This window comes from Pseudomonas putida (assembly GCF_022627325.1).
Classification (GTDB): domain Bacteria; phylum Pseudomonadota; class Gammaproteobacteria; order Pseudomonadales; family Pseudomonadaceae; genus Aquipseudomonas; species Aquipseudomonas putida_X.
The window spans coordinates 64831-90417 of the sequence record NZ_JAETZZ010000004.1; the positions used below are offsets into that span (position 1 = coordinate 64831).

General features: G+C 62.7%; 25 protein-coding genes. 23 read left to right on the top strand and 2 right to left on the bottom strand.

What is annotated here, in order from left to right:
- The first annotated feature begins 132 nt into the window (after positions 1-132).
- From trmJ to JNA92_RS08000, 21 genes are all read left to right on the top strand, one after another.
- Entirely contained in the window at positions 133-888 is a 756-nt protein-coding gene (gene trmJ, locus JNA92_RS07900) for a tRNA (cytosine(32)/uridine(32)-2'-O)-methyltransferase TrmJ (protein WP_241804179.1), read from the top strand.
- A 3-nt stretch (positions 889-891) separates the two neighbouring features.
- On the top strand, positions 892-1677 hold the full coding sequence (cysE, locus tag JNA92_RS07905; RefSeq protein WP_241804180.1) for a serine O-acetyltransferase: 786 nt from the start codon (positions 892-894) through the stop codon (positions 1675-1677).
- 181 nt (positions 1678-1858) lie between these two features.
- Positions 1859-2350, top strand: coding sequence for a Fe-S cluster assembly transcriptional regulator IscR (gene iscR, locus JNA92_RS07910; RefSeq protein WP_042111731.1), 492 nt, complete (start codon positions 1859-1861; stop codon positions 2348-2350).
- Positions 2351-2396: 46 nt separating this feature from the next.
- On the top strand, positions 2397-3611 hold the full coding sequence (locus JNA92_RS07915) for an IscS subfamily cysteine desulfurase (RefSeq protein WP_241804181.1): 1215 nt from the start codon (positions 2397-2399) through the stop codon (positions 3609-3611).
- Positions 3612-3657: 46 nt separating this feature from the next.
- Positions 3658-4044, top strand: coding sequence for a Fe-S cluster assembly scaffold IscU (iscU, locus tag JNA92_RS07920; RefSeq protein ID WP_007929523.1), 387 nt, complete (start codon positions 3658-3660; stop codon positions 4042-4044).
- A gap of 41 nt (positions 4045-4085) precedes the next feature.
- Positions 4086-4409, top strand: a complete 324-nt coding sequence (gene iscA / locus JNA92_RS07925) for an iron-sulfur cluster assembly protein IscA (protein ID WP_008092567.1) — start codon at positions 4086-4088, stop codon at positions 4407-4409.
- Positions 4410-4417: 8 nt separating this feature from the next.
- Positions 4418-4939, top strand: coding sequence for a co-chaperone HscB (gene hscB / locus JNA92_RS07930; protein WP_027920280.1), 522 nt, complete (start codon positions 4418-4420; stop codon positions 4937-4939).
- A 42-nt stretch (positions 4940-4981) separates the two neighbouring features.
- Positions 4982-6844, top strand: coding sequence for a Fe-S protein assembly chaperone HscA (gene hscA / locus JNA92_RS07935; RefSeq protein ID WP_241804182.1), 1863 nt, complete (start codon positions 4982-4984; stop codon positions 6842-6844).
- Between the two features lie 3 nt (positions 6845-6847).
- A complete protein-coding gene (gene fdx / locus JNA92_RS07940) occupies positions 6848-7189 on the top strand; it encodes an ISC system 2Fe-2S type ferredoxin (protein WP_039604293.1) in 342 nt (113 codons plus the stop codon).
- Between the two features lie 10 nt (positions 7190-7199).
- A complete protein-coding gene (gene iscX / locus JNA92_RS07945) occupies positions 7200-7400 on the top strand; it encodes a Fe-S cluster assembly protein IscX (RefSeq protein WP_024762959.1) in 201 nt (66 codons plus the stop codon).
- Positions 7401-7489: 89 nt separating this feature from the next.
- Positions 7490-7915 carry a nucleoside-diphosphate kinase gene (ndk, locus tag JNA92_RS07950; protein WP_241804183.1) on the top strand — a complete coding sequence of 142 codons (426 nt, stop codon included), beginning with the start codon at positions 7490-7492 and terminating at the stop codon, positions 7913-7915.
- 28 nt (positions 7916-7943) lie between these two features.
- On the top strand, positions 7944-9089 hold the full coding sequence (rlmN, locus tag JNA92_RS07955; RefSeq protein ID WP_241804184.1) for a 23S rRNA (adenine(2503)-C(2))-methyltransferase RlmN: 1146 nt from the start codon (positions 7944-7946) through the stop codon (positions 9087-9089).
- Between the two features lie 13 nt (positions 9090-9102).
- A complete protein-coding gene (gene pilW / locus JNA92_RS07960; RefSeq protein ID WP_241804185.1) occupies positions 9103-9864 on the top strand; it encodes a type IV pilus biogenesis/stability protein PilW in 762 nt (253 codons plus the stop codon).
- Positions 9861-10907, top strand: coding sequence for a RodZ domain-containing protein (locus JNA92_RS07965; protein WP_241804186.1), 1047 nt, complete (start codon positions 9861-9863; stop codon positions 10905-10907). Before pilW ends, JNA92_RS07965 begins: the two co-directional genes overlap by 4 nt.
- Positions 10908-10910: 3 nt before the next feature.
- Positions 10911-12020, top strand: coding sequence for a flavodoxin-dependent (E)-4-hydroxy-3-methylbut-2-enyl-diphosphate synthase (gene ispG, locus JNA92_RS07970; RefSeq protein WP_241804187.1), 1110 nt, complete (start codon positions 10911-10913; stop codon positions 12018-12020).
- A gap of 24 nt (positions 12021-12044) precedes the next feature.
- Positions 12045-13334, top strand: a complete 1290-nt coding sequence (gene hisS, locus JNA92_RS07975) for a histidine--tRNA ligase (protein WP_241804188.1) — start codon at positions 12045-12047, stop codon at positions 13332-13334.
- Positions 13335-13373: 39 nt separating this feature from the next.
- Positions 13374-14015 carry a tetratricopeptide repeat protein gene (locus JNA92_RS07980; RefSeq protein ID WP_241804189.1) on the top strand — a complete coding sequence of 214 codons (642 nt, stop codon included), beginning with the start codon at positions 13374-13376 and terminating at the stop codon, positions 14013-14015.
- 1 nt (position 14016) lies between these two features.
- Positions 14017-15159, top strand: coding sequence for an outer membrane protein assembly factor BamB (gene bamB, locus JNA92_RS07985; RefSeq protein WP_241804190.1), 1143 nt, complete (start codon positions 14017-14019; stop codon positions 15157-15159).
- Between the two features lie 117 nt (positions 15160-15276).
- Entirely contained in the window at positions 15277-16740 is a 1464-nt protein-coding gene (gene der / locus JNA92_RS07990) for a ribosome biogenesis GTPase Der (RefSeq protein ID WP_241804191.1), read from the top strand.
- Between the two features lie 119 nt (positions 16741-16859).
- Complete coding sequence (locus JNA92_RS07995; protein WP_241804192.1) at positions 16860-18008, top strand: pyridoxal phosphate-dependent aminotransferase; 1149 nt, start codon at positions 16860-16862, stop codon at positions 18006-18008.
- Positions 17996-18787: an amidohydrolase gene (locus tag JNA92_RS08000; RefSeq protein WP_241804193.1), complete on the top strand. Its 792-nt coding sequence runs from the start codon at positions 17996-17998 to the stop codon at positions 18785-18787. The genes JNA92_RS07995 and JNA92_RS08000 overlap by 13 nt, the downstream gene beginning before the upstream one ends.
- 172 nt (positions 18788-18959) lie before the next feature.
- Here the strand turns inward: JNA92_RS08000 and JNA92_RS08005 are convergent, their stop codons facing one another.
- Both JNA92_RS08005 and JNA92_RS08010 read right to left on the bottom strand, forming a co-directional pair.
- Positions 18960-21515 (bottom strand): PepSY domain-containing protein, encoded by a 2556-nt coding sequence (locus JNA92_RS08005; protein WP_241804194.1) that lies wholly within the window; start codon positions 21513-21515, stop codon positions 18960-18962.
- A gap of 102 nt (positions 21516-21617) precedes the next feature.
- Positions 21618-23900 carry a TonB-dependent receptor gene (locus JNA92_RS08010; RefSeq protein WP_241804195.1) on the bottom strand — a complete coding sequence of 761 codons (2283 nt, stop codon included), beginning with the start codon at positions 23898-23900 and terminating at the stop codon, positions 21618-21620.
- Between the two features lie 221 nt (positions 23901-24121).
- On the opposite strand from JNA92_RS08010, the gene JNA92_RS08015 reads away from it, so the two are divergent.
- Together JNA92_RS08015 and JNA92_RS08020 are read left to right on the top strand one after the other, a co-directional pair.
- Positions 24122-24802 (top strand): Fe2+-dependent dioxygenase, encoded by a 681-nt coding sequence (locus tag JNA92_RS08015; protein ID WP_241804196.1) that lies wholly within the window; start codon positions 24122-24124, stop codon positions 24800-24802.
- 3 nt (positions 24803-24805) lie between these two features.
- The gene (locus JNA92_RS08020) at positions 24806-25555 is read left to right on the top strand and encodes a tetratricopeptide repeat protein (RefSeq protein WP_241804197.1); all 750 of its coding nucleotides are present in this window, start codon (positions 24806-24808) and stop codon (positions 25553-25555) included.
- Positions 25556-25587: the final 32 nt, after the last annotated feature.

Here is a 25587-nt window from a genome sequence, read left to right on the forward strand (position 1 = left end):
GTTAAAGAAGAAAGCCGAACATTCTAGCAGAAAAGTTTGGCGGCAGAAGTGTCACATTTGCTTTCATAGCGTTACGCTGGTCGGTTCTGTAAGATCGGATCCCCCAAAACCCGCATCTGTGAGCACAACACCTTGCTGCAAAATATTCGTGTTGTTCTGGTCAATACCAGCCACCCCGGCAACATCGGCGGCGCTGCGCGAGCCATGAAAAACATGGGCTTGTCGCGTCTGGTGCTGGTGCAGCCAAAAGAATTCCCCGCCGCGGACGCCAGTGCGCGGGCCTCCGGTGCCGACGATGTGCTGGCCGGTGCCCAGGTGGTCGACAGCCTCGAGCAGGCACTGGTCGGCTGCAGCCTGGTCATGGGCACCAGCGCCCGTGAGCGCAGTATTCCCTGGCCGTTGATCGACCCCCGTGAATGCGGGGCCAGGGCCGTGGAGCATGCCGTCGGGGGAGAGGAGATCGCCTTGGTGTTCGGGCGTGAGCACGCCGGCCTGACCAACGAAGAACTGCAGCGATGTCACTTCCACGTGCACATTCCCTCGAACCCCGACTTCAGCTCGCTGAATCTGGCCGCAGCGGTCCAGGTGCTCTCTTATGAGGTGCGCATGGCCTGGCTGGCGGTTGAAGGCACGGCGCAGAAAGTCGAAAAGGTCGACGCCAGCGAGCTGGCGACCATGGACGAAATGGAGCTGTTCTATGAACACCTGGAGAAAACCCTGGTGGACATCGGCTTCCTTGACCCCGCAAAGCCCAAGCACCTGATGGCGCGCCTGCGCCGGCTGTATGGGCGCAGCTCGGTGGAGCGTCCGGAGATGAGCATTTTGCGCGGTATCCTCACCGAGACCCAGAAGGTCGCGCGGGGCGAGCCGCATAAAAGGAAGGACTGACAGATGTTCGAACGTCTGCGTGAAGATATTCAAAGCGTTTTCCATCGGGACCCGGCGGCGCGCAATGCCTTCGAGGTGCTGACCTGCTACCCGGGCATGCATGCCATCTGGCTGCATCGCCTGGGCAATGCCTTGTGGAGGCGCGATTTCAAGTGGCTGGCTCGCCTGGTGTCGAATTTCGGCCGCTGGATGACCGGTATCGAGATCCATCCCGGCGCCACCATCGGCAGGCGCTTCTTCATCGATCACGGCATGGGTATCGTGATCGGCGAAACCGCCGAGATCGGTGACGACGTCACGCTTTACCAGGGCGTGACCCTGGGTGGCACCAGCTGGAACAAAGGCAAGCGCCATCCGACCTTGGAAAACGGCGTGGTGGTGGGTGCAGGGGCCAAGGTGCTCGGCCCGTTCACCGTCGGTGCCGGGGCCAAGATCGGCTCCAACGCGGTGGTGACCAAGGCGGTGCCGGCAGGTGCCACGGCGGTCGGCATCCCGGGGCGGATCATCGTCAAGCGCGAAGACAGCGAAGTCGAGGCCAAACGCAAGGCCATGGCTGAAAAGATCGGCTTCGATGCCTACGGCGTCAGTGGCGACATGCCTGACCCGGTGGCGCGCGCCATCGGCCAGATGCTCGACCACCTGCAGGCTGTCGACGAGCGCCTGGAAGGGATGTGCGGCGCGCTGACCAAGATGGGCAGTGACTACTGCGCCAAGGAGCTGCCGGCCCTTCCTGAAGACGACTTCAGCGAGACTGCGGCAGCGGCCCCACGCGACGCTCGGTCGCATTGATCGCGCCACAGTGACGGCAGGTTGGCATAAGGGGGCGTGTGCTCACGCCCCTTTGCTGCTACAATCGCGCCCGCCTCCCAGATGCAAACCCGACTAAAGCAGTAGGTCTAATAGTTGACTTAAATGCTCGGGAATCGCATACTCGCTCACATCCTGTAACTCTCGTGGTATCCATTTAGCCATGCGACTGACTACCAAAGGCCGATACGCCGTGACAGCCATGCTTGACCTGGCGTTGCACGCGCAGCATGGGCCTGTGTCTTTGGCCGACATTTCCGAGCGCCAGGGCATTTCCCTCTCTTATCTGGAGCAGCTGTTCGCCAAGCTGCGCCGCAGCAGCCTGGTATCCAGCGTGCGCGGCCCGGGCGGTGGTTACCAGCTGTCTCGTGGCATGGAAACCATCCAGGTGGCCCAGGTCATCGACGCGGTCAACGAATCGGTCGATGCCACCCGTTGCCAGGGGCTTGGGGATTGTCATGCCGGTGACACCTGCCTGACCCACCACTTGTGGTGCGACCTCAGCCAGCAGATCCACGAATTCCTCAGCGGCATCAGCCTGGCTGACCTCGTCATGCGCCGTGAGGTGCAGGAAGTCGCCCAGCGCCAGGACCTGCGTCGTGTCGCAGGCCGTTCTGCCCAGCTGGACAAGATTGAGACGTCCGCCGTCGACTGACCTTTAACAGTGACGAGCGACGCCACCGCCTGATAGGAGATACTCAATGAAGTTGCCGATCTACCTCGATTACTCCGCGACCACCCCGGTCGATCCCCGTGTCGCCCAGAAGATGGCCGACTGCCTGCTGGTCGACGGTAACTTCGGTAACCCGGCTTCGCGCTCCCACGTGTTCGGCTGGAAAGCCGAGGAAGCGGTCGAAAACGGCCGTCGCCAGGTTGCTGAGCTGATCAACGCCGACCCCCGCGAGATCGTCTGGACCAGCGGTGCAACCGAGTCCGACAACCTCGCCCTCAAAGGCGTGGCGCACTTCTATCAGACCAAGGGCAAGCACATCATCACCTCCAAGATCGAGCACAAGGCGGTCCTGGACACCGCTCGCCAGCTCGAGCGTGAAGGTTTCGAAGTCACTTACCTGGAGCCCGGTGAAGACGGCATCGTCACCCCGGCCCAGGTCGAAGCGGTGCTGCGCGACGACACCATTCTGGTCTCGCTGATGCACGTCAACAACGAAGTCGGCTCGATCAACGACATCGCCGCCATCGGTGAACTGACCCGCTCGCGCGGCGTGCTGTTCCACGTTGACGCCGCCCAGTCGGCCGGCAAGGTCGAAATCGACCTGCAGAAGCTGAAAGTCGACCTGATGTCGTTCTCCGCGCACAAGGTCTACGGCCCGAAGGGCATTGGCGCGCTGTATGTCAGCCGCAAGCCTCGCGTGCGTCTGGAAGCGATCATTCACGGCGGTGGCCATGAGCGCGGCATGCGTTCGGGCACCCTGCCGACCCACCAGATCGTCGGCATGGGCGAAGCATTCGCCATCGCCAAGCAGGAAATGGCCGCGGAAAACCAGCGCATCAAGGCCCTGAGCGACCGCTTCTTCAAGCAGGTCTCGGACCTCGAAGAGCTGTATGTCAACGGCAGCCAGACTGCCCGCGTACCGCACAACCTGAACCTGAGCTTCAACTATGTCGAAGGCGAGTCGCTGCTGATGTCGCTCAAGGACATCGCGGTATCGTCCGGTTCGGCTTGCACCTCCGCTTCGCTCGAGCCGTCGTATGTACTGCGCGCTCTGGGCCGCAACGACGAGCTGGCGCACAGCTCGATCCGCTTCTCCTTCGGCCGCTTCACCACCGAGGAAGAAGTCGACTACGCCGCGCAGAAAGTCTGCGAGGCTGTAAACAAACTGCGTGAGCTGTCGCCGCTGTGGGACATGTACAAAGACGGCGTTGACATCTCCAAGATCGAGTGGGCCGCCCACTAAGCAGTCGCCAGTAAGAGCGGCTCCCTGATGAGGAAGGAATTGCACCATGGCATACAGTGAAAAGGTCATCGACCACTACGAAAACCCACGTAACGTCGGCAAGATGAATGCCGAGGACCCGGATGTCGGTACCGGCATGGTCGGCGCCCCGGCGTGCGGTGACGTGATGCGTCTGCAGATCAAGGTCAACGAGCAAGGCATCATCGAAGATGCCAAGTTCAAGACGTACGGCTGCGGTTCGGCCATCGCTTCCAGCTCCCTCGCCACCGAGTGGATGAAGGGCAAGACCCTGGACGAAGCCGAAACCATCAAGAACACCCAGCTGGCGGAAGAACTGGCGTTGCCGCCGGTCAAGATCCACTGCTCGGTACTCGCCGAAGATGCCATCAAGGCAGCCGTTCGCGATTACAAGCAGAAGAAAGGCTTGATCTAAGTCGCCTGTTGCGAAGTACCGACGTTGAGGAATAAGTACCGATGGCTATCAGCATGACAGAAGCCGCCGCCAACCACGTGCGGCGTTCCCTCGAAGGGCGCGGCAAGGGCGAGGGCATCCGCCTGGGCGTGCGCACCACCGGTTGCTCGGGCCTGGCCTACGTGCTGGAGTTCGTCGATGAACTGGCGGACGAGGACACCGTGTTCGAAAACCATGGCGTCAAGGTGATCATCGATCCCAAGAGCCTGGTTTACCTTGACGGCACTGAGCTGGACTTCGTCAAGGAAGGGTTGAACGAAGGCTTCAAGTTCAACAACCCCAACGTACGCGGTGAGTGTGGCTGCGGCGAAAGCTTCAACGTCTGAGGCTGGCTGTGGGTACTCCTTGTCATTTCGCTCTGTTCGACCTCCAGCCGTGCTTCCGGTTGGACCTCGACAAGCTGGCCACTCGCTATCGCGAGCTGGCCCGCGAGGTTCATCCTGACCGCTTCGCCGACGCTTCCGAGCGAGAGCAGCGGGTAGCGCTGGAAAAATCCGCCGCCCTCAACGACGCCTACCAGACGTTGCGCAGTGCCCCGCGCCGTGCCCGCTATTTGCTGGCCATCGGTGGCCACGAGGTGCCTCAGGAAGTCACGGTCCACGACCCTGACTTCCTGCTGCAGCAGATGCAGTGGCGCGAGGAACTCGAAGAGCTGCAGGACGAAGCCGACCTCGACGGTGTCGCCGTGTTCAAGAAGCGCCTGAAGGCTGCCCAGGACACGCTCAACGAGGATTTCGCCGCCTGCTGGGATGTGCCTGCCGAGCGCGACAAGGCCGAGCGCCTGATGCGCCGCATGCAGTTCCTCGACAAGCTCGCCCAGGAAGTGCGCCAACTAGAAGAGCGCCTCGACGATTAACCCGGCGTTGCCCGTGATGACGCCTAAGGTATTCAGATAAGCATGGCCCTACTGCAGATCGCCGAACCCGGTCAAACCCCCCAGCCGCACCAGCGTCGCCTGGCGGTGGGCATTGACCTGGGTACTACCAATTCTCTGGTCGCTGCCGTGCGCAGCGGTCGCAGCGAACCCCTGCCCGATGCGCAGGGCAACGTCATTCTGCCCTCCGCAGTGCGCTATCTGGCTGGCCACAATGAGGTTGGCCTGGCAGCGCGAGAAGCTGCCGCCAGCGACCCACTGAACACCGTGCTTTCGGTCAAGCGCCTGATGGGGCGTGGCCTGGCCGACGTCAAGCAACTCGGTGAGCAGCTGCCGTATCGCTTCATTGGCGGCGAGTCGCACATGCCGTTCATCGAGACTGTCCAGGGGCCCAAGAGCCCGGTGGAAGTATCCGCCGATATCCTCAAGGTGCTGCGCGAGCGCGCCGAAGCGACCTTGGGTGGCGAGTTGGTGGGCGCGGTGATCACCGTGCCGGCTTATTTCGACGACGCCCAACGCCAGGCGACCAAGGATGCCGCCAAACTGGCTGGCCTCAACGTGCTGCGCCTGCTCAATGAGCCGACCGCCGCTGCCGTTGCCTATGGCCTGGACCAGAATGCCGAAGGCCTGGTGGCCATCTATGACTTGGGCGGCGGTACGTTCGATATTTCCATCCTGCGCCTGACCGCAGGTGTGTTCGAAGTGCTTGCCACCGGTGGTGACACGGCCCTTGGCGGGGACGACTTCGATCACGCCATTGCCAGCTGGATCATCGAGCAGGCCGGGCTGTCCGCCGACCTCGACCCGGCTACCCAGCGCCAGCTGCTTCAGGCTGCCTGCGCCGCCAAGGAAGCCCTGACCGACGCCGACCTGGTCAGCGTCAGCCATGGCGCCTGGCAGGGCGAGCTCAGCCGCGCCGCTTTCGAAGCCATGATCGAACCGCTGATTGCCCGTAGCCTCAAGGCCTGCCGCCGCGCCGTGCGCGACAGTGGCGTCGAACTGGAGGAGGTGGGTGCGGTGGTCATGGTCGGTGGTTCGACCCGCGTACCGCGTGTCCGTGAAGCGGTAGGCACGCTGTTCGGCCGTACCCCGCTGACCTCGATCGACCCCGACCAGGTGGTCGCCATCGGCGCCGCCATTCAGGCTGACACCCTGGCCGGCAACCGCCGCGAAGGCGGTGAGCTGCTGCTGCTCGACGTCATTCCGCTGTCCCTTGGTCTTGAGACCATGGGCGGGCTGATGGAAAAGGTGATCCCGCGCAATACCACCATCCCAGTGGCCCGCGCGCAGGAATTCACGACGTACAAAGATGGCCAGTCGGCCATGATGATTCACGTTCTGCAGGGTGAGCGCGAGCTGATTAGCGACTGCCGTTCGCTGGCGCGCTTCGAGCTGCGTGGTATTCCGGCCATGGTTGCCGGCGCGGCGAAAATCCGCGTGACCTTCCAGGTCGATGCCGATGGTTTGCTCAGCGTCGCGGCGCGTGAGCTGGGCTCTGGCGTAGAGGCAAGCATCCAGGTCAAACCATCCTACGGCCTGACCGACGGCGAGATCGCGCGCATGCTCAAGGACTCCTTCGAGCATGCCGGCTCCGACAAACAGGCGCGTCAGCTTCGTGAACACCAGGTTGACGGCGAGCGCCTGCTTGAAGCTGTGCAGGGCGCCCTGGACGCTGATGGCGAGCGACTGCTCAGCCGTGAAGAGCGCGAAGCCATCGAATTCCAGATGCAAGAACTACGTGATTTGCTGAACGGCACCGATGGCCCTGCCATCGAGCAACAGACCAAGCGTCTGTCGCAGGTGACCGATGCATTTGCCGCCCGTCGCCTTGATTCGACGGTCAAAGCCGCACTGGCCGGGCGCAACCTGAATGAGATCGAGGAGTAACCGATGCCGCTGGTGACATTCCTGCCGCATGAGAAGTTCTGCCCAGAGGGGCTGAGCGTGGAGGTCGAGCCCGGGACCAATATCCTGGAGCTGGCCCACGACCATCACATCGAGATGGAAAGCGCTTGCGGTGGCGTGAAGGCCTGCACCACCTGCCACTGCATCGTGCGCAAGGGTTTCGATTCGCTTGAAGAAGCCGACGAACTCGAAGAGGACATGCTGGACAAGGCCTGGGGCCTGGAGGCGCAATCGCGTCTCGGCTGCCAGGTGGTCGTCGGTGATCAGGACCTGACCATCGAGATCCCGAAATATTCGCTCAACCACGCTGCCGAAGCGCCCCACTGAGGATTTTTCAATGAGTCTGAAATGGGTTGATGTACTTGAGATCGCTATCCAGCTTGCAGAAAGCAAGCCGGACGTCGATCCTCGTTATGTGAATTTCGTCGATCTGCATCGCTGGGTGCTGGCCTTGCCGGAATTCAGCGACGATCCGTCACGCGGCGGTGAGAAAGTGCTCGAGGCCATCCAGGCGGCCTGGATAGACGAAGCCGACTAAGCGTGACGCTGCAGGTTAGGCAATCCCCTGGAACCCGCGTATAATTCGCGGGTTTAATTTTTCGCAACACTCATATTCTGGAGTTTTCCATGGCTGTTCAACGTACTTTCTCGATCATCAAGCCTGACGCAGTTGCCAAAAACGTCATCGGCAAGATCACCACTCGCTTTGAAGAAGCCGGCCTGAAAATCGTTGCTTCGAAAATCAAGCAACTGTCCAAAGCCGAAGCCGAAGGTTTCTACGCTGAGCACCGCGAGCGCGGCTTCTTCGGTGACCTGGTTGCCTTCATGACTTCCGGCCCGGTTGTCGTTCAGGTTCTGGAAGGCGAAAACGCCATCGCGCTGAACCGTGAGCTGATGGGCGCTACCAACCCTAAAGAAGCTGCTGCCGGCACCATCCGTGCTGACTTCGCCGAGTCGATCGACGCCAACGCCGTTCACGGTTCGGACTCCGAAGCTGCTGCTGCTCGCGAAATCGCTTACTTCTTCGCTGCTACCGAGGTAACCACTCGCTAAGCGAAAGCTTACGGGTGAGGGTGAATCCATGACGACATCTACTGGCAAAATCAACCTGTTGGGCCTGACCCAGCCGGAAATGGAACAATTCTTCGACTCTATCGGGGAGAAGCGCTTCCGTGCCGGCCAGGTGATGAAATGGATTCACCATTTTGGCGTCGATGATTTCGCCGCCATGACGAACGTCGGCAAGGCCTTGCGCGAAAAGCTCGAGGCCGTTGCCGAAATTCGTCCTCCGGAAGTGGTCAGTGAAGACATTTCCGCAGACGGCACCCGTAAATGGGTGATCCGCGTTGCTTCCGGCAGCTGCGTCGAGACCGTCTACATCCCAACCGACGATCGCGGCACGCTCTGCGTGTCGTCGCAAGCCGGCTGTGCCCTGGACTGCAGTTTCTGCTCCACCGGCAAGCAAGGCTTCAACAGCAACCTCACCGCCGCCGAAGTGATCGGCCAGGTGTGGCTTGCCAACAAATCCTTCGGGACCGTCCCGGCCAAGATCGACCGCGCCATTACCAACGTGGTCATGATGGGCATGGGCGAGCCTCTGCTGAATTTCGACAATGTCATCGCTGCCATGAAGATCATGATGGATGATCTGGGCTATGGCATTTCCAAGCGTCGCGTCACCTTGTCCACCTCCGGGGTGGTACCGATGATCGACGAACTGGCCAAGCACATCGACGTGTCCCTGGCCCTGTCGCTGCATGCGCCAAACGACGCGCTGCGCAACCAGCTGGTGCCGATCAACAAGAAGTACCCGCTGAAGATGCTGCTGGAGTCGTGCATGGGCTATATGGCCACCTTGGGTGGCAAGCGCGTGCTGACGGTCGAGTACACCCTGCTCAAGGACGTCAACGACCAGCCAGAGCATGCCGCGCAGATGATCGAACTGCTGCGCGATGTACCGTGCAAGATCAACCTGATCCCGTTCAACCCGTTCCCCCATTCCGGTTACGAGCGCCCTAGCAACAACGCTATCCGCCGCTTCCAGGACCTGCTGCACCATGGTGGCTTCAACGTCACCACCCGTACCACCCGTGGCGATGACATCGATGCCGCCTGTGGCCAGCTGGTCGGCCAGGTCAATGACCGTACCCGCCGCAGCGAGCGCTACATCGCCGTACGTCAGCTGTCTGCCGACGCCGAGCTGCAAGACAGCGCTGTGCGCCACTGAGTCCGGGCCCGCCATGAGCCTGCGCGCCGCGCTGTCGATCCTTGCACTTTCGCTGCTGGCCGGCTGCGTGTCGGGTGGTGCGAGCGACCCACTGGCCACGCACCAGGGGCGAGTGGAGGCGGGGCGCGCTTATGTGCAGCTCGGGCTTGGTTATCTGCAACAAGGTTTGACCGAGCAGGCCAAGGCGCCGTTGGCCAGGGCACTGGCGCTGGATGCCAAGGATGCCGATGCGCACGCGGCGTTGGCGCTGGTGTTTCAGGCCCAAGGTGAAGCTCCGCTGGCCGAGCAACACTTCCAGAAAGCGTTGTCGGCACGCCCCGGTGACACGCGAATTCGCAACAATTACGGCAGTTTCCTATATGCTCAGCAGCGTTTCGCCGAAGCCGAGCAGATGTTTCGCCTCGCCAGCGCCGATACCCTGTATCCTGAACGTTCGCGCGTTTACGAGAACCTCGGCCTGACAGCCCTGAAGCTCGGCGACCGTGACCAGGCGCAGGCGTACCTGGGCAAGGCTCTGCAACTCAATCAGCGGCAACCCAGGGCGTTGCTGGAAATGGCTGAGTTGTCCTACGAAAACAGGCATTATGTGCCGGCCCGGGGTTTCTACGATCGTTTCAGCCAGTTGAGCGATCACAATGCCCGTAGTCTCCTGCTGGGCAGCCGTCTTGCCCGGGTGTTCGACGAGCAGGGCACACAGGCCGAACTGGGCCAGCAACTACAACGACTTTATCCCGGTACGCCGGAATATCAGCAATACCTGTCGGAGCAACGATGAAAGCCGCGCATCCCGAAGTAGCAGCAGCGACTGGCCAGAACCCCGGTGAATTGTTGCGCCAGGCCCGCGAAAGACGGGAGTGGTCGCAAGCCGAGGTGGCCCGCAAGCTCAACCTCACCGTCAGTTCGCTGAACCACGTGGAAACCGGTGCCTTCGACAAGTTGCCAGGGCATACCTTCGCCCGTGGCTATATCCGTGCCTATGCCAAGCTGATGGACATGGACCAGGCGCCGCTGGTCGAGGCCTTCGACCAGTACACCGGCACCCATGCCAAGGGCAGCGACGTGCACTCACTGGGCCGCATCGAAGAGCCGGTGCGCCTTTCGCACAACATTCTGCGCGGCGTCAGCCTGTTGCTGCTGCTTGTGGTGGTCGGTGGCAGCTTCCTGTGGTGGCAGGACCAGGGCAGCCTGCGCGGCAAGGACCTGGCCAAGATTGCCCTGGAGCACGTCGAGGTCGAAAGCGCCGACGGTACCACCCAGATCCACCCGCTGGACGAGCCTGAAGACCAGGCCGTTACCTTGGGCCAGCAGGGCGAAAGCGCGCCGCTGCCGCTGGAGCAGGCAGCTGCCGAGCCGGTGGCCGGGGCCGCCCCCGAGGCCGCCAGTGCCGCCGCCCCTGACGCCGCAGCACCCGCACCGGCCCAGCAGGCACCTGCCCAAGCTGCAGCGCCAGCGCCGACAACGGCAGCCGCACCGGCTGCATCGGCCTCGCCAACCGCACCCGTAGCCCAGGCCGCCCCCGTTGCGCCCGAGGCCAGCGTGCCGGCCAGTACCGCCGAGCCTGCCGCCGTACCTGCCGGCAGCGCCAAGGTAGCCATCCAGTTCACCGCCGATTGCTGGACCCAGGTGTCCGATGGCAACGGCAAGGTGCTGTTCAGCGCCATCAAGCGCAAGGGCGACAACCTCGAGTTGACCGGCAAGCCGCCGTTCGCGGTACGCCTGGGCTTTGCCCGCGGCGCCCAGGTCAGCTACAACGGCCAAGCCGTCGATGTCGCCCCGTTCACCAGTGGCGAAACCGCTCGCCTGAAGTTGGGACAGTAAGTCATGCACGGCGAATCTCCGATCAAACGTCGCGAATCCCGCAAAATCTGGGTCGGCAATGTACCGGTGGGTGGTGATGCCCCCATTGCGGTGCAGAGCATGACCAACACCGACACCAATGATGTCGCCGCCACAGTGGGCCAGATCCAGCGCCTGGTCGATGCCGGTGTCGACATCGTCCGTGTTTCGGTGCCGGACATGGACGCCGCCGAGGCGTTCGGCAAAATCAAGCAACTGGTCAGCGTACCGCTGGTCGCTGACATCCACTTCGACTACAAGATCGCGTTGCGCGTGGCCGAACTGGGCGTCGACTGCCTGCGTATCAACCCGGGCAACATCGGCCGTGAGGACCGTGTTCGTGCTGTGGTCGATGCTGCTCGTGACCGTGGCATTCCGATCCGTATCGGTGTCAACGCAGGCTCCCTGGAAAAGGACCTGCAGAAGAAATACGGCGAGCCGACCCCGGCGGCGTTGGTCGAATCGGCCCTGCGCCATGTGGAGCACCTCGATCGCCTGGATTTCCAGGACTTCAAGGTCAGCGTCAAGGCCTCCGACGTGTTCATGGCCGTCGACGCCTATCGCTTGCTGGCCAAGCAGATCATCCAGCCGCTGCACCTGGGCATCACCGAGGCCGGTGGGCTGCGCTCCGGCACGGTGAAATCCGCCGTCGGCCTCGGTATGCTGCTGGCCGAAGGCATCGGCGATACCATCCGCATTTCGCTGGCGGCCGACCCGGTCGAGGAAGTGAAGGTCGGCTACGACATCCTCAAGTCGCTGCACCTGCGTTCGCGTGGCATCAACTTCATCGCCTGCCCGAGCTGCTCGCGGCAGAACTTCGATGTGGTCAAGACCATGAACGAACTGGAAGGGCGCCTGGAAGACCTGCTGGTACCGCTGGATGTGGCGGTGATCGGTTGTGTGGTCAACGGCCCTGGCGAAGCGAAGGAAGCCCACGTTGGCCTGACCGGCGGCACGCCCAACCTGATTTACATCGATGGCAAGCCGGCGCAGAAACTGACCAATGACAACCTGGTCGATGAGCTGGAAAAGCTCATCCGCCAGAAAGCGGCCGAAAAGGTCGAGGCCGACGCGGCGCTGATCGCCCGCGGCTGACACACAGATTCGTAAGGACTTTTCGTGAGCAAATCGCTGCAAGCCATCCGTGGCATGAACGACATCCTGCCAGAGCAGTCGCCGCTGTGGCGCTACTTCGAAGGCACCGTCGCCGGGCTGCTGGACACCTATGGGTACAGCCAGATCCGCACGCCGATCGTCGAGTTCACCGAGCTGTTCAAGCGCTCCATCGGTGAAGTCACCGACATCGTCGAAAAAGAGATGTACACCTTCGAGGACCGCAACGGCGATTCGCTGACCCTGCGCCCCGAAGGCACGGCTGCCTGCGTACGTGCCGTGCTCGAGCACGGCATCACCGGCAACGGCCAGGTGCAGAAACTGTGGTACATCGGCCAGATGTTCCGCCACGAGCGCCCGCAGAAGGGCCGCTACCGCCAGTTCCACCAGATTGGCGTCGAGGTGTTCAACCTGGACGGCCCGGACATCGATGCCGAGCTGATCATGCTGACCTGGCGTTTGTGGGGCCTGCTGGGCATCCAGGATGCGGTCAAGCTCGAGCTGAACAGCCTGGGCACCAGCGAGGCCCGCGCCCGCTACCGTGACGCGCTGGTCGAGTTCCTCTCGGCGCGCCTGGAGCAACTCGACGAAGACAGCCAGCGCCGCCTCAAGAGCAATCCGCTGCGCATCCTCGACAGCAAAAACCCTGATACTCAGGCGGTGCTGGTCGGCGCGCCGAAGCTGGAAGACTACCTCGACGAAGACTCCCGGGTGCACTTCGAGGGCCTCAAGGCCCGTCTGGATGCTGCCGGTATTCCGTTCGTGATCAACACCAAGCTGGTGCGTGGCCTGGACTACTACAGCAAGACCGTGTTCGAGTGGGTCACCGACAAGCTTGGCGCCCAGGGCACTGTCTGCGCAGGCGGCCGCTACGATGGCCTGGTAGAGCAGATGGGTGGAAAGCCGACCACCGGCGTTGGTTTCGCCATGGGTATCGAGCGCCTGATCCTGCTGCTGGAGACCCTGGGCAAGGTCCCGGAATCCATCAACCGCCAGATCGATGTGTACCTGTGCGCCTTTGGCGAACAGGCGGAGCTGGCTGGCCTGCGCTTGTCCGAAAGCCTGCGCGACCGTCTGCCGGGCCTGCGCCTGGCGGTCAACGCCGGTGGCGGCAGCTTCAAGAGCCAGTTCAAGAAAGCTGACAAGAGCGGCGCGTTGTTTGCCCTGATCCTGGGTGACGACGAGCTGGCCAAGCAAGAGATTGGCCTCAAGCCCCTGCGTGGTCAGGGCGAACAACAGAACATTGCCTGGGATGCTCTGGCTGAGCACCTGGAAACCGCGATCGCTCAGGCGTAACGCGGTTCAACAAGCGAATAGGCGAAAAGGAGTATTGGGGTGTCGAGTACCGATGATGATGACCTGGCAGGGTTCAAGGACTGGTGGAGCCGCAACGGCAAGCCACTGCTGACCGGTGCACTGCTGGCGGGCGTGGTGGTTTTGGGTTGGAACGCGTGGCACAAGTACCAGGACAACCAGTCGCAAGGCGCATCGCAGCTGTATCAGGCCCTGCTTGAAACCAGCCTGACGCCGAGCGGGCAGCCGGACGCGGCCAAGGTCGCTGAGTTGGCCGGCAAGCTCAAGAGCGAGTTTGGTGGTACCGCCTACGCCCAGTACGGCAGCCTGTTCGTGGCCAAGGTCGCGGTCGAGAGCGGCAAGCTCGACGACGCCGCTGCCGAGCTGAAGAATGTGCTCGACAAGCCTGCTGACGACACCCTGGGCGAAATTTCGCGCCAGCGCCTGGCACGCGTGCTCGCGGCTCAGAACAAGGCCGAAGATGCGCTCAAGCTGCTCGACGGTGACGCTGACAAGGCGTTTCTGGCCAGCCGTGAAGAATTGAAGGGCGACCTGCTGGTGCAGTTGGGTCGTGCCGACGATGCTCACAGCGCTTATGAAAAAGCCAAGGCCGCGCTGTCCGATGAGGCGGCGGTCGGTGGCTTGCAACTGAAGCTGGATGACTTGGCCAAAGGGGACGCGTGACGTGATCGGTTGGAAACAAGCAGCAGTGCTGACCCTGGCCGTACTGGCCGCAGGGTGCAGCAGCAACAGCAAGAAGGAACTGCCTCCGGCCGAGCTGACCAAGTTCACCGAAGAAGTGGTACTGAAAAAACAGTGGAGCCGTTCGATCGGTGACGGCCAGGGCGAGACTTACAATACCCTGGTACCCGCCATCGAGAACGACCGCATCTACGCCAGCGACGTCAATGGCGAAGTCTTCGCCCTCGACCGCATCACGGGCGACGTCGTGTGGAAGAAGGACCTGGAGCTGCCGGTTTCCGGCGCCGTCGGCGTTGGCTATGGCCTGGTCATGCTCGGCACGCTCAAGGGTGAAGTGATTGCCCTGGACTCCAGCACCGGTGAAGAGCGCTGGCGCTCCCGCGTCACCAGTGAAGTGCTGGCGCCGCCTGCCAACAACGGTGACGTTGTGGTGGTGCAGACCCAGGACGACCGCCTGATCGGGCTCGATGCCGCTACCGGCGACCGCCGCTGGATCTACGAGAGCACTCCGGCTGTCCTGACCCTGCGGGGCACCGGTGCGCCGATCGTCACCAACCGTCTGGCCGTCGCCGGCCTTTCCACCGGTAAAGTGGTGGCGGTCGACATCAACAACGGCGTGCCAGTGTGGGAGAGCCGTGTGGCCATCCCGCAGGGCCGTTCCGAGCTGGACCGTGTGGTCGACATCGACGGCGGCCTGCTGCTGTCCGGTGGCACGCTGTACGTCAGCACCTACCAGGGCCGCGTAGCGGGCCTGGACCTGGAGAGCGGCCGTGTGCTGTGGCAGCGTGATGCGTCGAGCTACGTGGGTGTCGCCCAAGGTTTCGGCAACGTCTATGTCAGCGAGGCCTCAGGCAGTGTCGAAGGTGTCGACGAGCGCTCTTCCAGCGCCCTGTGGACCAACGACTCGATGGCCCGCCGTCAATTGTCGGCGCCGGAAGTGTTCTCCAGTTACGTGGCTGTAGGTGACTTCGAAGGTTACCTGCACCTGCTCAGCCAGGTCGACGGCCGTTTCGTCGGCCGTGAGCGTATCGACAGCGATGGCCTGCGCGCCCGGCCCCTGGTGGTCGGCGACACCATCTATGTCTTTGGCAACAGCGGCAAGCTCGAGGCACTGACCATCCGCTGAAGCTATGCTCAAGACCACGACAGGTCTTGAGTTGCGGCGTAGGACACGCCGCCCGAACTCCGGCCGCTGCCTTGCAGCGGCCTTTGCATTTTCAAGAATTCAAGAGTGGAGAGCCGCATGGTTCCCGTAATCGCCCTGGTGGGACGGCCGAACGTCGGCAAATCCACCATGTTCAACCGCCTGACCAAAACCCGCGATGCCATCGTGGGTGACCTGTCGGGTCTGACCCGTGACCGCCAGTATGGTGATGCCAGCTGGCAGGGTCGCTCCTTCATCCTGATCGACACCGGTGGTATCACCGGTGACGAAGTGGGCATGGACGAGAAGATGGCCGAGCAGTCGTTGATGGCTATCGAAGAAGCCGACTACGTGCTGTTCCTGGTCGACGCCCGCGCCGGTATGACTGCCGCCGACCAGATGATCGCCGAGCACCTGCGCAAGCGGAACAAGTCGGCCATCCTGGTGGCCAACAAGATCGACAACATCGACGCCGACGTCGCCCGCGCCGAGTTTTCGCCGCTGGGTATGGGCAATGCCATTCCGGTGGCGGGCTCCCAGGGCCGTGGCATCAATCAGCTGATGGAGTCGGTGCTGGGCCACATTCCTCGCGATGCGGAGGAAGAAGCCCTCGACCAGGAGGTTGCCGAAGGCGAGGAAGCGGTACGCATCCCCGGCCCGAGCGAAAAGGATGGCATCAAGATCGCCATCATCGGCCGCCCCAACGTGGGCAAGTCGACCCTGGTCAACCGCATGCTCGGCGAAGAGCGCGTGGTGGTCTACGACCAGCCGGGTACCACCCGTGACAGTATCTATATCCCGTTCGAGCGCGATAACGAGAAGTACACCTTCATCGACACCGCGGGTGTACGCAAGCGCGGCAAGATCCACGAGGAAGTCGAAAAGTTCTCGGTGGTGAAGACGCTGCAGGCGATCAAGGACGCCAACGTGGTGATCTTCGTCATGGATGCCCGCGAGGGGGTGGTCGACCACGACCTCAACCTGCTGGGCTTCGCCCTGGAGGCGGGCCGCGCCATCGTCATCGCCCTGAACAAGTGGGACGGCATGGAGCCGGGTGAGCGCGACTACGTCAAGACCGAGCTGGAGCGCCGGCTGTTCTTCGTCGACTTTGCCGACATCCACTTCATCTCGGCGCTGCACGGCACCGGCGTGGGTCACCTGTACAAGTCGGTGCAGGCCGCGTTCAAATCGGCGGTCACCCGCTGGCCAACCAGCCGTCTGACGCAGATCCTCGAAGACGCCGTCAGTGAGCACCAGCCTCCGCTGGTCAATGGCCGCCGCATCAAGCTGCGCTATGCCCACCTCGGGGGTGCCAACCCGCCGCTGATCGTGATCCACGGCAACCAGACCGAGAAGATCCCCAAGTCGTACTCGCGTTACCTGGAAAACACCTACCGCCGCGTGCTGAAACTGGTCGGTACGCCGATCCGCATCGAGTACAAGGGCGGTGAGAACCCGTACGAGGGCAAGAAGAACACCCTCACCGACCGCCAGGTCAACAAGAAGCGCCGCTTGATGTCGCACCACAAGAAGGCCGAGAAGAAGCGCCGCGACAAGCGCTGACAAGCGGCAGACTTCAAGTCGCAAGCCACAAGAATGAGCGGACGCTGATACATGTCGCTTTTTCTTGTGGCTTGGAGCTTGTAGCTTATAGCTCTCCGTCCCGCAGGAAAGAGGGCTCCATGATCCGCAGCAAACTGCCGAACGTCGGCACGACCATCTTCACCACCATGTCCCAGCTCGCTGTGCAGACGGGCGCGCTCAACCTGTCCCAGGGCTTCCCTGACTTCAATGGCCCGCAGGCCCTGCTCGATGCAGTGGGCCGGCACGTGGCTGCCGGGCACAACCAGTATTCGCCAATGACCGGCCTGCCGGCCTTGCGCCAGCAGGTGGCTGCCAAGGTGGCGCGGCTGTACGGCGCACAGGTGGATGCCGACCAGGAAGTGACCATCACCCCCGGTGCCACCGAGGCGATTTTCTGTGCCATCCAGGCAGTGGTGCATGCGGGTGACGAGGTGATTGTCTTCGACCCGTGTTACGACAGCTATGAGCCTTCGGTGGCGCTGGCCGGTGGTCGCTGCGTGCATGTGCAACTGAGCGACGGCGACTTCCGTATCGACTGGCAGAAGTTCAGCGATGCCCTGAGCCCGCGCACCCGCATGGTCATCCTCAATTCGCCGCACAACCCCAGTGGCGCGCTGATCACCCGCGAAGACCTTGAGCAGTTGGCAACGCTGGTTGCCGAGCGCGATATCTACCTGATCAGCGACGAAGTCTACGAGCACCTGGTTTACGACGGCGTCCGCCACGCCAGCGTGCTGGCCCACGAACAGCTGTATCAACGTGCCTTTGTGGTCAGCTCGTTCGGCAAGACTTACCACGTCACTGGCTGGAAGACCGGCTACGTGATCGCGCCTGCGGCGTTGAGTGCAGAGCTGCGCAAGGTGCACCAGTACGTCAACTTCTGTGGCGTGACGCCGCTGCAGTGCGCCCTGGCCGACTTCATGGCCGAGCACCCCGAGCATATCGACGAGTTGCCGGCCTTCTACCAGGGCAAACGTGACGTGTTCTGCGGTTTGCTGGAGGGTTCGCGTTTCAACTTTACCCGCACGGCGGGCACTTATTTCCAGCTGGTGGACTATTCGCAGATCCGGCCAGACCTGAACGACGTCGACATGGCCCTTTGGCTCACCCGTGAACACGGCGTTGCGACCATTCCGGTGTCGGTGTTCTACCAGCGACCCATCCCCGAGCAACGCCTGATACGCCTGTGCTTTGCCAAACGTGAGGAGACGCTGCGTCAGGCAGCGGAAAAACTATGCGCGATCTGAGTGCACTGCCCAACCTGAAAATCGCCTTGGTGCAAACGGCCCTGGCCTGGCACGACCGCGAGGCCAATTACGCTCATTTCGCGGTTTTGCTCGATCAGGCTGGAGATGCCGACCTGGTGATCCTCCCCGAGATGTTCACCACGGGTTTTTCCATGGAATCGGAAAGCCTGGCCGAGCCTGAGAACGGCCCGACCTACAAATGGCTCAAGGCGCAGGCCAAGCGCATCAACGCCGTGGTTACCGGCAGCGTGATCATCCAGGCCGCCGATGGCAGCCACCGCAACCGCTTGCTGTGGGCGCGGCCGGACGGCGAGATCCTGTTCTACGACAAGCGCCACCTGTTCCGCATGGCCGGTGAACACAAGCATTACACCCCGGGTGAGCGTCAGGTGCAGTTCGAGATCAAGGGCTGGCGGGTACGCCCGCTGATCTGCTACGACCTGCGGTTCCCCGTGTGGAGCCGCGATGCCCAGGATACCGACCTGCTGTTGTACACCGCGAACTGGCCGGCCGCGCGCCGCCAGCACTGGAACCGGCTGCTGCCGGCGCGGGGTATCGAAAACCTGTGCTTTGTGGCCGCGGTGAACCGGGTGGGCACCGATGGCAAGGGTTTCGCGTATTCAGGCGACAGCCAGGTGCTGGATTTTCAGGGTGAAAGCCTGCTCAGCGCGGGTGAGGCTGATGGCGTGTTCACGGTGGTGCTGCGGGCAGCGGAGCTCGCCAACTACCGCACCCGCTTCCCGGCCAACCTGGATGCCGATACCTTCGAGCTGCACTGAGTCTGCACGGCCAATCGCCGGCAAGCCGGCTCCCACCGGTGCGGCGCAGGCTTCAAGATAGTGGACTGCCCCAAGACATTGGATTGCTGTCCAACTTCTTGGAGGCAGTCCACATTAGAGTGGGAGCCGGCTTGCCGGCGATGGGGCCGGTGCTGGCGGCATCAACCCCTGATCAGTAAACATCCCGCCGATAACGCCCATCTTCGATCAACTGCTCGACAACCGCTTCGCCGAGCATGCCTTTGAGCACCGCATCGACACCGGCCGCCATCCCTTGCAGGCTGCCGCAGACATACACATAAGCCCCATCGGCAACCCAGCGCTTGAACGCTTCGGCCTGCTGCAGCAATACATCCTGTACATACACCTTCTCGGCCTGATCGCGCGAGAACGCCAGGTCCAGCCGCGCCAGGTCGCCGTTAGCCAGCCAGCCTTGCAGCTCATCGCCACAGAGCAGGTCATGCGCGCGGTTACGCTCGCCGAACAACAGCCAGTTGCGCTGCTCGCCGGCATTGACCCGCGCCCGCAGCAGGCTGCGCAGGCCCGCAATGCCAGTGCCGTTGCCGATCAGGATCATCGGCGCGGCGCCTTCGGGCAAATGGAAACCACTGTTGCGGCGCAGGCGCAGGCCAAGGGTGCCAGCGACTGGCAGGTATTCGGTCAGCCAGCCAGAGCCCAGGCCAAGGGTGCCATCGGGGTGACGCTCTTGGCGTACGATCAGTTCCAGCACACCATCGCTGGCGATCGAGGCGATGGAATATTCGCGGCTGCCGATCGGTACCAGCGCATCGATCAGGGCTTGTGGCTGCAAGCCGATCAGGTGCTCCCGCTGGGTGGGTAGCTGGCGGCCTGCCAGGGCCTGTGCGAGGGTTTCGTTCAGGCCGTGAAGCTGCACGGTAGCGTTGGCGTCGACGGCCAGGCCGCTGAGGAATGCCTCCACGCGTGGCTGGCCATTGAGCGGCAGAATTTCAACCAGGTCACCGGCCTCCCAGCTGGCGGGCGCTTCGCAGCGCAGGCCGATCAGGTAGACCGGTTGCCCTTGGCTGCCAGGGTTGAGCCGTTCGCGGCTGACCAAGGTCCAGTTGCCGAAACTTGGCGGTTGCCAGGCAGCGACGGGCTGGGCGCCAGTCAGCTGCGCCAGCTCCTGTTGCCATTGTTGCAGGGCCGCCTGGTCGGCGTTGTCCACCTCCACCGGGCTGAACGCCGTGCTGGCACCGCGCTCGCCGAGCCATGCCTGCAGGCGCCGGGCAAAGCCGCAGAAGTGCGGGTACTGGCGATCACCGAGCGCCAGCACGGCATAGCTGAGGCCGTTCAGTGCCCAAGGCTGGCCCAGCACCTTGCGCTCGAAGGCTCGGGCGCTGTCAGGCGCCTCGCCGTCACCGAACGTACTGACGACGAACAGCGCGCGGCGCGTCTGGCGCAGGTCCTCTTCGCCCAGATCGGCAAGCGCACGTACTTGCACCGGCAAGCCTGCCGCCTGCAGCTGGCCGGCGCTCTGCCAGGCCAATTGCTCGGCGAAACCGCTCTGGCTGGCAAAGCCGATCAACCAGCTGTCGCCGCTGCTGGCAGTGCTGTCGACACTGCCACGGGCGGCGCGGACCTGGCGTTTTTTGCGGCGGCGATCGAGGTACAGCAGCCAACCGGTGACGAAGAACAGCGGCATGGTCAGGCTGGCGAGGGTGACGATGATCCGCCCCGGCAGGCCGAAGTATTCACCCACGTGCAAGGCATAGACACTTTGCAACAGCTGGGCCTTGAAGGACTTTTCGCTGTAGCGGTCGTGGCTTTTCACCTGGCCGGTGGCCGGGTCCAGGGTCAGGGTATCGAAGGCGCGTGGGTGCGCAGCGCTGTCGAGCAGGTAGAACAGGCTGGCGGGCTGGCCCCCAGCAGGCGGCAGACGCAGGTTATACATGGCAAGGCGTGGGCCGGCAGCGTTTTTCAGGCTGGCCCAGATGGCGTCGTAGTCGACCACCAGCGGCGGCGCGTTCTTGTCCACCTTCTGCGGCCCATGGCGGCCACGGCCTTCGCCGCGCTTGTGCTGCTGCCCTGCGGCAGGGGCGTCGGCCAGCAGCCTGTTCAGGCCTTCGCGGTACCATTCGTAGGACCAAAACAGCCCGGTCAGCGCGAACAGAAGGTAGAACAGCAGGCACCAGGTGCCTGCAACGGCGTGCAGGTCCCAATTGAAGGCGCGGCCTTTTTTGGCCCATTCCAAGGTCAGCCAGGTGCGCCAGTTCAGGGCTTTGCGCGGCCAGCGCAGGTACAGGCCGGAGAGGCAGAAAAACACCAGCATCAGGGTGCAGGCGCCCGTGATTTGCCGGCCCGTGTCACCCATGGCGAGGAACCGGTGCAGGGTGAGCATCAGTTTGAAGAAGTCTTGCCCTGCGGCCTGGCCCTTGAGCTCACCGGTATAGGGGTCGGCATAGCGCAGCTCACCGCGGCGCTCGCCCGGTGGTGGTGTGAAGAACACCCGTGCGGCGTTGCCTTCGCGTACATCTACCCACAGCATCGACACTTTGTCGCCTTGAGCGGCCTCGACCCGGCGCACCAGCTCAGCCGGAGGCAGCACACCCTCGGCGCGGACCTCGACGTTCAAGACCTCGGCGTTGAAGGCACGCAGGAGTTCTTCCTGGAACGAATAGAGGGCCCCGGTAATGCCCATCAAGGCCAGCACCAGGCCGGCGGTGATGCCAAAGAACCAGTGCAATTGAAACAGTGTCTTCTTCACCACATCGATCACCTTGTATTGCTGCCGCGCCTGGCGCGGCGTGCATTATGCCTTGATACGCAAAAGCCCCGCTCACAGGAATGAACGGGGCTCCGGGCTGTTGCTTCAGAAGTGGACGCTGGTGGTCAGCAATGCGGTCCGGCCCGCCGCCTGGTTGGCGAAGTGGGTGGAAAACGCCTTGTCGTAGTACACCTCATTGGTGAGGTTCTGCACGTTCAGTTGCAGGTCGATGTGCTTGGTCAGCTTGTAGGCGGCCATGGCGTCGTAACGTACATAGCTGTCGACCATGGTGGTGTTGGCCACGTTGCCGTAGACGTCATCCACATAGAACGCGCCGCCGCCGACCGTCAGTTTCGGGGTGATCGAGTATGTGGTCCACAGGCTGGCGCTGTTGTTCGGCGTGTTGGGCAACTGGTTGCCGTCGTTGGCCTTGCCCAGCGGGCCGCCGTCGACCTGGCGGGCCTGCAGGTAGGTGTAGCCGGCGAACACTTGCCACTTGTCGGTAAGCTTGCCGCTGGCCGACAGTTCGATGCCTTGCACACGGGTTTCGCCGACGTTTTCGTAGGTGGTGGTGTCCACCTGCACACGGGCGTTTTCCTTTTCGGTGCGGAACAACGCGGCGGCCAGGGACAGGCGCTCGTCGAGCAGATCCCACTTGGTGCCGATTTCGTAGTTGGTGGTTTCTTCCGGCTCCATGTCGCTGGCCAGGATGTTGCCACCACGGTCGGTGGTGCCCGACAGCGGGTTGCCTTCGGTTCCCTCGCCGAGCATCGCCCCGGGCGGGGTGGCGGAAGTGGCATAGGAAACGTAGATGCTGCCGTTCTCAGCCGGTTTCCAGACCAGGCCCAGCTGGCCGGTGAAGAACTCGCTGGTGTCGCGGCCTTTGGTCTGAACGCCGTTCTTGTTCACCACTGTCGCGCCCGAGGCATCGTACGTGCGGAACTTGGTATCAAAGTGGTCGTAACGCAGGCCCATGTTCAACAGCCACTCAGGCGTCAGTTCCAGCGTGTCGAAGGCGTAGATTGCACGGGTCTTGCTGCTGGTTTTGGTGCCGGCGTAGTTGCGCGAGATAGTGCCATCCCAGACATCGTCGGGGTTCGGGTCGCTCAGCGATGTACAGCTGCCACCATTGCTCGGGCCGGTGCAGGTGAGCTTGCTGTTTGGCGACACCGCGTAGCTCTGGCGGTCCGAGTCCTCCTTGCTGAACTCGACCCCTGTGGAGAAGCTGTTCTTGAAACCGCCCACGAAGAACTCACCGAACAGGTCGGTCTGGTTGGTGGTGGTGGCCGTGTTGCCCACACGGGTGTTGGCACGCCGCCATACGCCGTTGTTGTTGACGTTGCCAATGCTGTCGTCTGGCTGGGTCAGGATGTAGTCCTGCATGCTGTTGCCATGACGCAGGGTGTTCTTGATGGTCAACGATTCGCTCAGGTCGTGTTCCACGGCGATAGTGGCGATGTCCACACGGGTCTTGCGGAAGTCGCGACCGGTCAGGCCATAGAAGTTGCCGCTGTCGCCGCCGTCGATCGGCTTGCTCGGGTGCGCCGAGGTACGTGCGCCGCTGCCTCCGGTCGGGATGCTGTACGGGATGCCCGAATCCGGCAGGTCGTCGCTTTCCAGGTGGTAGTAGTCGAGGTTGACGCGGGTTGGCGTGCCCAGGCCGAAGGCCAGGGAGGGGGCGATACCCCAGCGGTCATAGTTGACCTTGTCACGGCCGGCGACGTTGCTCTCGTGGGTCATCAGGTTGAGCCGGCCGGCAGCGGTGTCGCTGAACTGGTAGTTGCCGTCGAAGGTGTAGCGTTGGGTCTGGTCGCTGCCCCAGGTCCAGGCACCGTCCAGGGAGTTGCCCAGGTGTGCACGCTTGCTCACCAGGTTGATGGTGCCGCCTGCCGCGCCGCGGCCACCGATGGCCGAGTTGGGGCCTTTGGCCACTTCCACCGATTCGATGGCGAAGATTTCACGGGTTTGCGCGCCGGTGTCGCGGACACCGTCCAGGTAGGTGTCACCCTGGGCGTCGAAACCACGAATGAACGGGCGGTCGCCTTGCGGGTTGCCGCCTTCGCCTGCACCAAAGGTGATGCCCGGTACAGTGCGCAGGGCATCCTGCAGGCTCAAGGCGTTGGTGTCCTTGATGACTTGCTGGGGGATGACGGTAACCGAGCGCGGGGTGTCCACCAACGGTGCGGTGTACTTCTGCGAGGAGGCCTTCTCGACCTTGTAATCGGTGCTGGCCTGTTCGGCCTTGCCGTTGACGCTGGTGGCATCGAGGGTAATGGCGCTGCTGGTAGCGGGATCGGCGGCGTAGGCGGACGAAGCGCTCAGGGCGACGCCGATGGCGGACACGATCAGGCGTGGCGAACTCACTGCAGATGGCACGTATTGACGCATTGTTATGGACCTTCCCCAAGGTGTGAAGGCCGCGGATCATAATGCAAGTGATTGTAGGTCACAATTGAGAGTCGTTACCATTCACTGCGAATTTACAATCTTTACAAATTTTCTTTACGGTTCAAGGAAGCTGAAACGTCTCGGGTGAAGAAAGGGCTTGTGTGGCGTAAAAGGGAATCAATATCATTGACTTCTTTACAATTCGTTACGGTGCTGCCGCCATGCTGCTTCATATTCCCGGCCTGTTCGACGCCGACGAGCTTGCCCGCATTCGCGCGGCACTGGAGCAGGCTGATTGGGCCGATGGCAAGGTCACGGCCGGCTATCAGTCGGCCAAGGCCAAGCACAACTTGCAACTGCCAGAAGGCCACGCGCTGGCGAAGGAAATCGGTAGCGCGCTGATCGACCGCCTGTGGAAAACGCCGCGGTTCATGTCGGCGGCGCTGCCGCATAAAGTCTTCCCGCCGCTGATCAACTGCTACCGTGAGGGTGGCAACTTCGGCTTCCACATCGACAATGCCCTGCGCCAGCCCAAAGGCAGCCCGGAGCGGGTGCGCACTGACCTGTCCTCTACGCTTTTTCTCAGCGATCCGGACAGCTATGACGGTGGCGAGTTGGTGATTCAACACACCTATGGCGAGCAACAGGTCAAGCTGGCGGCCGGTGACCTGGTGCTGTACCCGGGCACGAGCCTGCACAAGGTCAACCCGGTGACGCGCGGCGTGCGTTATGCGGCGTTCTTCTGGACCCAGAGCCTGGTGCGGGAGGACAGCCAGCGTGCGTTGCTGTTCGAGATGGACAATGCCATCCAGCAACTGACTGCCGATGTGCCGGAGCACCCCTCGTTGCTGCAATTGACTGGCACCTACCATAACCTGCTGCGCCGCTGGGCAGAGGTCTGAGCCGTGTCCTATCCGTTGCGCCGTGAAGAAGTGGTGGATGTCGCCGGCCTGAAGGCCATGCTTGAAGATAGCCCGGGCAAAGCCGCCCAGGCCATTCTCGCGGCGGCAGGGCAGGGCGTGATCGAGGCGCAGTTGCTGCTCGGGCAGATCCTGCTCGACGGCCGCGGCATCGAAGCGGATGCCGGAGTGGCCCGGCGCTGGTTCGGTATTGCCGCCCAGGGTGGCAGCGCCATGGCGCACAATATGCTCGGGCGGTGCCTGGAGCATGGTTGGGGTGGCGAGGTAAATGTGGCGCAGGCTGCGGTTCACTATGCCCGCGCGGCCGATGCCGGGCTGGATTGGGGCCTGTATAACCTGGGCAACCTGCTGGCTACCGGGCGTGGGGTGCCGGCCAATCAGGCGCAGGCATTGATGTGCTACGAGAAGGCTGCGCAGCTGGGGCATGCCAAGTCGATGAACCTGTATGGGCGTTACCTGGAGCAGGGTATCGCTACGGCGCCAAGTCCGGTGCGGGCGGTGCGCTGGTATCGGCGATCGGCCGAGGCGGGGGATTTTCGTGGGATGTTCAGTTTGGCGATGGTGCTGGCCGAGCGTGGCCAGATGGCCGAAGTGGGGCCATGGCTGGAGCGGGCGCGGGTTGAGGGCAACCTGAATTTTTTGCGCAGTGCGTTGGTGACCTTGCAGGCGGCTGGGCCAGGGTTGATGGCCTTTGCGGCGCGGTATGCCGCTGAGATAGAACAGCGCCAGGTGTGATGGTGTCGGCGATGGGGCGAAGCCAGGCACCA